General features: G+C 67.3%; 7 protein-coding genes. 5 read left to right on the top strand and 2 right to left on the bottom strand.

Annotated elements, in window-relative coordinates; genetic code table 11:
• The first annotated feature begins 139 nt into the window (after window positions 1–139).
• From NFW05_RS06380 to NFW05_RS06400, 5 genes are all read left to right on the top strand, one after another.
• Window positions 140–2,170 (top strand): DEAD/DEAH box helicase, encoded by a 2,031-nt coding sequence (locus NFW05_RS06380; protein WP_295303865.1) that lies wholly within the window; start codon window positions 140–142, stop codon window positions 2,168–2,170.
• A gap of 631 nt (window positions 2,171–2,801) precedes the next feature.
• A complete protein-coding gene (locus NFW05_RS06385) occupies window positions 2,802–2,951 on the top strand; it encodes a hypothetical protein (protein WP_295303867.1) in 150 nt (49 codons plus the stop codon).
• Window positions 2,948–3,694 carry a histone deacetylase family protein gene (locus NFW05_RS06390; protein ID WP_295303870.1) on the top strand — a complete coding sequence of 249 codons (747 nt, stop codon included), beginning with the start codon at window positions 2,948–2,950 and terminating at the stop codon, window positions 3,692–3,694. Before NFW05_RS06385 ends, NFW05_RS06390 begins: the two co-directional genes overlap by 4 nt.
• Before the next feature lie 221 nt (window positions 3,695–3,915).
• Window positions 3,916–4,404 carry a phosphohistidine phosphatase SixA gene (sixA, locus tag NFW05_RS06395; RefSeq protein WP_295303874.1) on the top strand — a complete coding sequence of 163 codons (489 nt, stop codon included), beginning with the start codon at window positions 3,916–3,918 and terminating at the stop codon, window positions 4,402–4,404.
• Between the two features lie 79 nt (window positions 4,405–4,483).
• Complete coding sequence (locus tag NFW05_RS06400; protein WP_295303877.1) at window positions 4,484–5,122, top strand: alpha/beta family hydrolase; 639 nt, start codon at window positions 4,484–4,486, stop codon at window positions 5,120–5,122.
• 355 nt (window positions 5,123–5,477) lie between these two features.
• Here the strand turns inward: NFW05_RS06400 and NFW05_RS06405 are convergent, their stop codons facing one another.
• On the bottom strand, window positions 5,478–6,782 hold the full coding sequence (locus tag NFW05_RS06405; RefSeq protein WP_295303880.1) for a nitrate/sulfonate/bicarbonate ABC transporter ATP-binding protein: 1,305 nt from the start codon (window positions 6,780–6,782) through the stop codon (window positions 5,478–5,480).
• Between the two features lie 12 nt (window positions 6,783–6,794).
• On the bottom strand, window positions 6,795–8,558 hold the full coding sequence (locus NFW05_RS06410) for an ABC transporter permease subunit (RefSeq protein ID WP_295303883.1): 1,764 nt from the start codon (window positions 8,556–8,558) through the stop codon (window positions 6,795–6,797).
• Window positions 8,559–8,917 lie beyond the last annotated feature (359 nt).

Genomic DNA, 8,917 nt, shown 5'->3' on the forward strand with positions numbered 1-8,917 from the left:
GCACGGCCGCTCCGAAAGCGCTCACTCCCCCTCGGGGGGACGGCCCGCAGGGCCCAGGGGGCCCAATGAGCGCTGCACGGCCGCTCCGAAAGCGCTCACTCCCCCTCGGGGGGACGGCCCGCAGGGCCCGGGGGGCGGAATGAGCGAATTCGAGCAGCTGCACCCTTCCCTGCAATACCACGTCGTCAATACGCTGGGCTGGAGCACGCTGCGCTCGACCCAGCTCGCGGCCATCGCACCGATTCACGCGGGGACGCATTGCCTGCTGCTCGCGCCGACCGCCGGCGGCAAGACGGAAGCGGCAGCGATCCCGATCCTGTCGCGGATGCTCGTCGAGGCCTGGCCGGCGACGAGCGTCCTCTACGTCTGCCCGATCAAGGCGCTGCTCAACAACCTGGAGCCGAGGCTCGCGCATTACGCCGGCCTGGTGGGACGCCGCGTCGCGGTCTGGCACGGCGACATCTCCCAATCGCGCAGGAAGCGGGCGCTCAAGGATGCGCCGGACATCCTCCTGACGACGCCGGAATCCTGCGAGGCCATGCTGATCTCGGCCAGGGTCGATCGGCCTGCCTGGTTCGGCAACCTGAAGGCGGTGATCGTCGACGAGCTGCACGCCTTCGCCGACGACGACCGTGGCTGGCACCTGCGGTCCGTCCTGCACAGGCTCGACGGCTATCTGCAGCGTCCGCTGCAGCGCATCGGCCTGTCGGCAACGGTGAGCAACCCGGGGGAACTGCTCGCCTGGCTGGCCCCCACCGGAAACCGAGCAGTCGTCGGCAGCGCGAGCGTCAGCACCGACGCCGACGTGACCATCGACCACGTCGATTCGCTGGACAACGCGGCGACGGTGATCGCGCAGCTGCACCGCGGTGAGAAGCGGCTGGTCTTCTGCGACTCGCGCAGCAGTGCCGAGCAACTGAGCAGCCTGCTGCGCACCCGTGCGATGCGGACTTTCGTCAGCCATGCCTCGCTCAGCCTGTCGGAACGGCGGCACGCCGAGGCGGCGTTCTCCGAGGAACGCGACTGCGTCATCGTCGCCACCTCGACGCTGGAACTGGGCGTCGACGTCGGCGACCTCGACCGCGTGATCCAGATCGACTCGCCGTCGAGCGTCTCGTCGTTCCTCCAGCGAATGGGCCGCACAGGCCGGCGGGCCGACGGCCGTCGCAACTGCCTCTTCCTGACCACCAACGACCACGCGTTCCTGGTCGCCCTCGGCGTGACGCAGAAGTGGTCCGAGGCTTGGGTCGAGGCGGCCGTGCCACCTGCCGAGCCCTGGCCCATCGTCGCGCAGCAGGCGCTGGCGCTGATCCTCGAACGCGGCGAACTGACCACGCGGGAACTGCTCCGGCTGCTCCATGGCTCGTTCCCCGAGCTCCCGATCGCGGACATCGAAATGCTCGTCGAGTACCTGGTCGAGCAGCAGTTCCTCGATCGCGCCGAGGGCGTGGTACGGGTGGGTCCGCAGACCGAGCGCAGCTACGCCCGGGGCCACTACCGCGATCTGCTGGCGTCCTTCAGCGGCAGCCCACTGCTGACCGGCCGGCACGGCGCCGCCGAAATCGGCTACATCGACCCGACCGCCCTGACCGGCGAGCGCGACGAGCGACTGCTTCTGCTGGCCGGCCGAAGCTGGCGCGTCACCGATGTCGACTGGGCGAAGCGGATCGTCTGGCTGGAGCCGGCCGCCGGCGGAGGCAAGGCGCGCTGGATCGGCAGCGCACGCAGTCTGGGCCGCGAGGTGTGTCAGGGCATCCGCTCGGTGCTCGCGAACGGCGCCTCGCCCACCGTGACCTTGTCCCGGCGGGCGCGCAGGGCGCTGCAGACGCTGGCCGACGAGATCCCGGCATCCTCGGGAACGCACCTGGTGACCTCTCGCGTCGACGGCGCGCCGATGCACACGTGGACCTTCGCCGGCACGCGGGCGAACCGCACACTGGCTCGGCAGGCATCGGCCGGTGCAGCAAGGGTTCGCTTCGATGCGTTGAGCGTGCAGGCACCGCTTGCCGCACTGGCCGCCACACTGCCTGAACGGATCGATCTGACGGGCGACGAGCTTGCGGCCTTCCGCGAGTCGATCAAGTTCGCCGCCTGCGTTCCGCGAGAGCTGCTCTCGAGAACGATCGTGGCGAGGAATTTCGAGCTCGACGGCGACGACCGTCGACGATAGGCAGCAGCTGCCCGTCCTCCGCGCCTTGCCCGTGAAATCGCGAGGACCAAGGTAGAGACAACAGGCAGGAACGATCGATCAGGCGACACGACCTCGCATGAGCGTCGTGCATCGCCAGTCTGGACCGGGTAGCGCCGGGGCTCCTCGCGTGCCGGCGAGTTCATTGCCCCCATAAGCGGGGAGACGACCCGGCACTTGCCCGTTCCCTGAGCAGGCATCCTCCGGGCGCCCGCTGCCTGGCCGGAAGCGGTTTATCCACAGGCTTTTCCCCCGTTAAATCCACAGTCTATGTGGAGTTTTCGTGTCGGGGACCGCCGGACGATCGGCCGGCGGCTCGTCTTCCCGGCCAGCGAGCGCTCACTGCCGGCAGCGCTCGGGAATACCATGCAGGGCTTGGCTCTTGCTGCCTCGCACGGCGTCGATCCGGACGCCGACCCGCCCGGGAACGGGCCGCAGCCGCTGGCGGCCCCGACGCCTGGCTGCGGATTGACAGCTCGCGCGGGCAGCACCTATGCTTCCCCTGTCGCGGCCGGACTGCGACCTTGCGAAGACGCCGGATCGGGCGGCTGGCGAGGGTCGGAAAGCGACGCAGTTGGCCGGCACGCGCCCCTTTATGCCCGGGAGACCCCGGATGAAGCTCGATCCGAAGAAGACCGACGAACGCCGCCGGCACGGCATCGGTCTCGGCGACGATCGATGGACCAACCGCCAGCGCCCTGTCGGCCGGCAGGACGCGCTGACCACATTGCTGGGCTTGCCCGCGAAGGAGGCAGTCCGATGAAGGTTGTCTGGAGCGAGAAGTTCGTCGACTGCTACGCCGCCGACCCGGCCGCCGAGCCCGGGCGGATGGAGGCGATCAGGGACGTGATCAGCGACCACGTCAGCTTCGTCGAAGCGACCCCGGCGAGCGAGGTGGATATCGCCCGCTGTCACACGCGGCGTCACATCGATCATGTCCGGCGGGTCGGCGTCTATGACATTGCCGCGCTGGCCGCTGGCGGTGCGATCCAGGCCGCGGAGATCGGCCTGACCGAGCCCTGCTTCGGGCTGATCCGACCGCCGGGTCACCACGCTTCCGCCGACAGCTGCTGGGGCTTCTGTTACTTCAACAACCTGGCCATCGCCCTCGAGAAGCTCAGGAGCGAGGCGAGGATCACCCGCGCCCTGGTGCTCGACATCGACCTGCATTTCGGCGACGGAACCGTGGACATCCTCGGCGACCGCGGCTACGCGAAGCTGGTCAACCCCTCGGCGAACTCCCCGGCAGATTTCATCGGTCAGGTCGACGGCGCGCTCGGCGCCGACGTCTATGACATCATCGCCATCTCGGCGGGTTTCGACTACGCGCGGGACGACTGGGGCCGCCTGCTGCGCGAGTCCGACTACACCGACATCGGCCGCATGGTCCGCGAGACGGCGCGGAACACCGGCGCGGGATTCTTCGCCATCCTCGAAGGCGGGTACAACCACCGCGTCCTCGGACACAACTGCCTGGCTCTGCTCGAGGGTCTGCGCGAGGACTGAGCGGTGGTGAAGATATCGTCGCGAGCAGGTCCTGACCGGCGAGTGCTATCATGGCCTGGTCAGCAGGAAGGATTGCGGCCAGTCGTCGCAGGAATCCGGGGCGCCGCCCGTGGTGCCCCCCGGGGCGCTGAACCGCCACGCCGCGCCCATTCCGCCGCCCCGGTCTTCGCCGGCGGAATGACCAGGGAGCCAACAGCGTTTCGCGTGAAGGAGTCCGGGAGATGTCCGAGATCCACGGCAGGACCAGCCTCTACCTCGTCCAGCACGGCGAGGCCGTACCCGAAACCGTCGACCCCGAGCGGCCATTGACCGCCGCCGGGCGGAGCAGCGTCGAGCAGGTCGCCACCTGGGCCAAACGGCACGGTCTGCAGGTCGACGAGATTCGCCACAGCGGCAAGCTGCGCGCGGCGCAGACCGCCGCGATCCTCGCGGCAAAGCTCCACCCGCCGCGCGGCGTCTCGGTGCACCCGGGTCTCGGGCCGAAGGACGACGTCCGCCCGCTGGCCAGGGCCCTGGCCACGCATTCGGGGTCGCTGATGATCGTCGGGCATCTGCCGTTCCTGACTCGCCTTTCGGGCTTTCTGCTGGCTGGCGACAGCGAGCGGGCGCTGGTCGACTTCCGCTATGCGGGCCTCGTCGGCCTGACCCACGACGCAGAGCACTGGCTGATCAGTTGCGTCGTCCCGCCCCAGCTGACCGCGCCGGGATAGACGCCGACCGTGTTCCCGGCAGTTCGTCGGCGAGGGCAGCCCACCTGAAACCCCGCGCTTCACCGGAACGAGCCAGCCGATGACGCTGACCGAGCGCGAGCCGCCGCGAATCGTCGATGGGCCCGAGCACGCCGAGGCGACGCTCATCCTCGCCCATGGCGCGGGCGCCGTGATGGACAGTGAGTTCATGAGCGCCTTCGCCGAAGGGCTCGCCGAGCGGAAGCTGCGCGTCGTCCGTTTCGAGTTCCCGTACATGGCCGAGCGCCGCCTGACCGGAAAGCTTCGCCCACCCGACCGCGAAGCGATCCTCCGGCGGACCTGGCTGGACGTGCTCGCCTCGCTCAGCGGCGCAGCACCGTTCATCGGCGGCAAGTCGATGGGGGGACGGATCGCCAGCCTGATCGCCGACGAGGTCGGGGCGCGTGGGCTGATCTGCCTGGGCTATCCGTTCCATCCGCCTGGCAGACCCGGGCAGACGCGCATCGGGCACCTGCAGGCGATCAGGACGCCGACACTGATCGTTCAGGGCGAGCGGGACCCGTTCGGCAGTGCCTCCGAGGTCGCCGGCTACGCGCTGTCCGGCGAGGTCCGCGTGCACTGGCTGGCCGACGGCGACCACGGCTTCACGCCGCGCGCATCTTCGAGACGCAGCCGGGAGGAGAACTGGCACGAAGCACTCGAAGCGATCGTCCACTTCGTCCGGCGCAGCGAGCGATGAGCGGACGTGGGCCGGCGCCCGCGCAAAAACATCCGGCCTGGCCAGAGCAGCGGTCGGGCGATCAGGCACGCCGCCCCGGCCTAACCGCGGGAACCGATCTGCATGGCCGGCTTGGGCCGTGGTGCCGGGAGTACGGGTCGTATCCGGGCGAACTGGCGCGGCAGCGGGTGGGCATTGCCCGGCTGGAGCACCTGCGGCAGACCCTGATCGATCTGAGGCATTTCTCGTTGCGTTGCCGTGCAGCCAGCGAAGCGAGAGATTCGACGCCGTACCGCGGGCGTCCGCCCGACCTGCGGCAATCGGTCGCCGGTGGTGCGACAGGCCGGCGGCCGCGCGCGACGCATGGGAAGGGGCCTCAAGGGGATTCCGCAAGGTTTTCGCTGCCCGGATTTTCGAGGCTGAAGGTTCCCGTGTCGCCGTCATAGGCGAGGATCTCCGCGTAGCGCCCCCAGTCCGTGACGACGCCCAGCACCCGCTCGGCTTCCTCCTCGCTCAGATGATCCTCGAGTTCCCGCAGGAAGCGCGAACGTGGCGCACGCGACCCGGCGCGTTCCTCCAGGACATGGCGGATGTTCGTCGCCAGCGGAATCCTCTGCAACAATTGCTCACCGAAAACGATCTTGCGTTGCAGGATGTCGGCTTCGGCAAAGGTCTTTCCAGCCGGAGTCAACTCCACGCGTTGTCCGCTGGTGCGCGTGAATACCATCAGTTCGAGCGCCTCGATGATCGGGAACAGCTCGTCCACCTCCATCTGCATCACTTCGGCCAGTACCGACAGGCCGAGTCCGCCCGCGTTACCGGGCAGGTTCAGGCGTTCGAGAATTCCCATCATCTGGCCGACGGTCGCCGTCGGCAGGCGATAGCCGACGCCGAGCCTGCGCCTCTGTGCGGCACCCGTCGACGAGATGGCCGCGTAAACCTGTTCGACGAGCAGTCGGAAGGCGCGCGAATCGGGATCGCGCGGATGCTTGAGCTGCACCCGGATCTCGCTCTTGATGCTACCGGGATTGTTGTGCATGATGACGATGCGGTCGGCCACCAGCGCCGACTCCTCGATATTGTGTGATACGAGGAGCATCGCCCGGGTCGGGATCTGGCGCGTCGTCCACAGATCCATCAGATCATGGCGTAGCGCCTCCGTGGTCGGTACGTCCAGGGCGGAAAAGGGTTCGTCCATCAGCAGCACGTCGGGATGTACCACCAGTGCCCGGGCAAAACCCACGCGCTGGCGCATGCCTCCCGAGAGCTCCTTCGGGTACGCCGATTCGAAGCCGTCGAGACCGATCATGTCGATCACTCCCAGGGCCCGCCGTCGACGTTCCTCGGCGGGAATGCCTGCGGCTTCGAGGCCCAGTTCGACGTTCTGCTGCACGTTCAGCCAGGGAAACAGCGCGAAGGTCTGGAACACCATGCTGATTCCCGGCTGCGGTCGCGTCACGCGCTGCCCCTTGTAGCGGACTTCGCCCATCGTCGCCGGTGTCAGACCCGCGATGATGCGCAGCAAGGTCGACTTGCCACAGCCGGAACGACCGAAGAGGACGATGATCTCGCCGGGCCTGACGCACAAATTGATGCCTTCGAGTACGGGACTGGCCCCTCCGTCGCCCGAGCGAAAGGTCTTGCTGACGGAGTGCAGTTCGAGCAGCGGCTCCGATTCCATGCGGCGATTCCCTCAAACGAAGCTGAAGCGCTGTTCGGCCATCATGTACAGGCGCTTCCACACGATGCGGTTGAGCAGGACCACGTACAGGCTCATCACGACGACCCCCAGGGCGACGCGTGGATAGTCGCCGGCTGCGGTCTGTGTTGCGATGTAGGCTCCCAGCCCGGTCGCGCTCAAGCTGGTGCTGCCCCAAGCGACCAGTTCGGAAACCACGCTGGCATTCCAGGCGCCACCGGAGGCGGTAACCGCGCCGGTAACGTAGGACGGAAAGACCGACGGCAGGAGCAGGTGGGTCCACCGCAGCCTTCCCCGCAAACCGATGTTCGCAGCGGCTTCCTGCAGATCCGACGGCAGGGCGGCTGCGGCCGAAACGACGTTGAACAAGATGTACCACTGGGTGCCGAGGATCATCAGCGGACTGAGCCAGATTTCGGGATCCAGATGGAAGCCGACGATACCGGAAACCGCGACGGGAAAGAACAGGTTGGCGGGAAATGCCGCGAGCAGGACGACGATCGGTTGGGCGGGCTGGCCGATGCGCGGGTTGAGGCCGATCCAGATGCCGATGGGTACCCAGAGCAGCGAGACGAGCGCGACGAGGAGCACGACGCGAGCGCCCGTGATCAGTCCAAGCAGCAACACCTGACCGATCTCCTGCAAGCTGACCGAGGCATGTACAAAACGAGTCAGCGCGATCATGCTTGCCGCCGCCGCCATCACCATGAGGGCGTTGCCGTAGCGGTCGAGGAGCGCGCCGTCCACGCTCCAGCGCAGCCGCCGCGGCCAGGCAAAAGCCTGACGCGCCTGCCTGGACGCGAGCAGTGCGGAAACCAGCTGGACCACCACCAATCCGCGCATCGCCGTAGCGAGAAACATGCGCGTGAACTGCGCACGGCGCAGCAACGACAGGAACCACGAGCGGGGCGGACGCTGGTTTTCGGTAAACTCGAACTTGAACCTTTCGCCCCAGGCGACCAGTGGGCGGAACACGAGCTGATCCGTCGCCAGAATGACAATGAACATCGCGAGAATGGCGTAGCCGACGGCAGGCAGATCTTCCTGTCGAATGGCCAGCGCGATGTACGAGCCGATGCCCGGAAGCTGGATGCTCACGTTGTCGACCGTGATCGCCTCGGAGGCGACGACGAAGAACCAGCCGCCGGCGACGGACATCATCATGTTCCAGATCAGGCCAGGCATCGCATAGGGTGCTTCGAGGCGGATGAACTGCTGCCACGGCGAGAGCTTGAGCATGCGCGAAACCTCGTACAGATCGCGGGGGATCATGCGCAGGCTGGCGTAGTAGCTGAAGGTCAGGTTCCACGCCTGTGAAGTGAAAATCGCGAAGACCGCTGCGAGTTCCGGCCCAAGCATGCTGCGGGGAAAGAGCTGGACGAAACCGACGACGCTGATCGACAGAAAGCCGAGGATCGGAATCGATTGCAGGATGTCCAGCAGCGGGATGAGAACCCGTCCGGCCGCCTCCGATTTCGCCGCCAGGCTACCGTAAAGGAGCGCGAAAGCGAGCGATCCGAGCATTGCCAGGGCCATGCGCAGCGTCGTGCGCAGGGCATACTCGGGCAGATTGCCCGGATCGAGGGAAATCAGGATGGGCGTGCCGAGAACGTACGGCACGTTCATTTTCCCGCTGCCCCAGGTGATCAGGAACAGCGTTCCGATCACGACCGGCAGCAGGAGAATGTCCCAACGATTCGGACCGACTGCGCCAGCCGCGCGCGGCGCGAAGCGGTTGAAACCGGCGTTTGTCGTCATCGCCTTGTGTCTTGCACAGATGGAAACGCGCTCTGGCGGAAGACGTGTCAGCCTGCCCGAGCGGTGCTTGGCCTATCGTTGGCCGAGTGGTCGATTCTCGCCTGTCCGGGTGCGTGCGGCAACGCCTTTCGCGAACGAATCCGCGCCCAACTCGTTCGTTGCCCTGTGGGTGGCGCAGGGCGGCGCCACCCACTATCTTTCCTCGGCCGTTGCAATCGGGGTTTCTGCCCGGAACGAGTAGAGCGTCGCGTCTTTGGTTCTCCCTTTATGTCGTCGCCAACCTCGGGCATGGCCCGGGAGTGGGCGGCGCCCTGCGGGGCGCCGTTTTTTGTGTTGGCTTGCCGCGGTAACCGGATCCA

This window comes from Accumulibacter sp. (assembly GCF_023806625.1).
Taxonomy (GTDB): Bacteria; Pseudomonadota; Gammaproteobacteria; order Burkholderiales; family Rhodocyclaceae; genus Accumulibacter.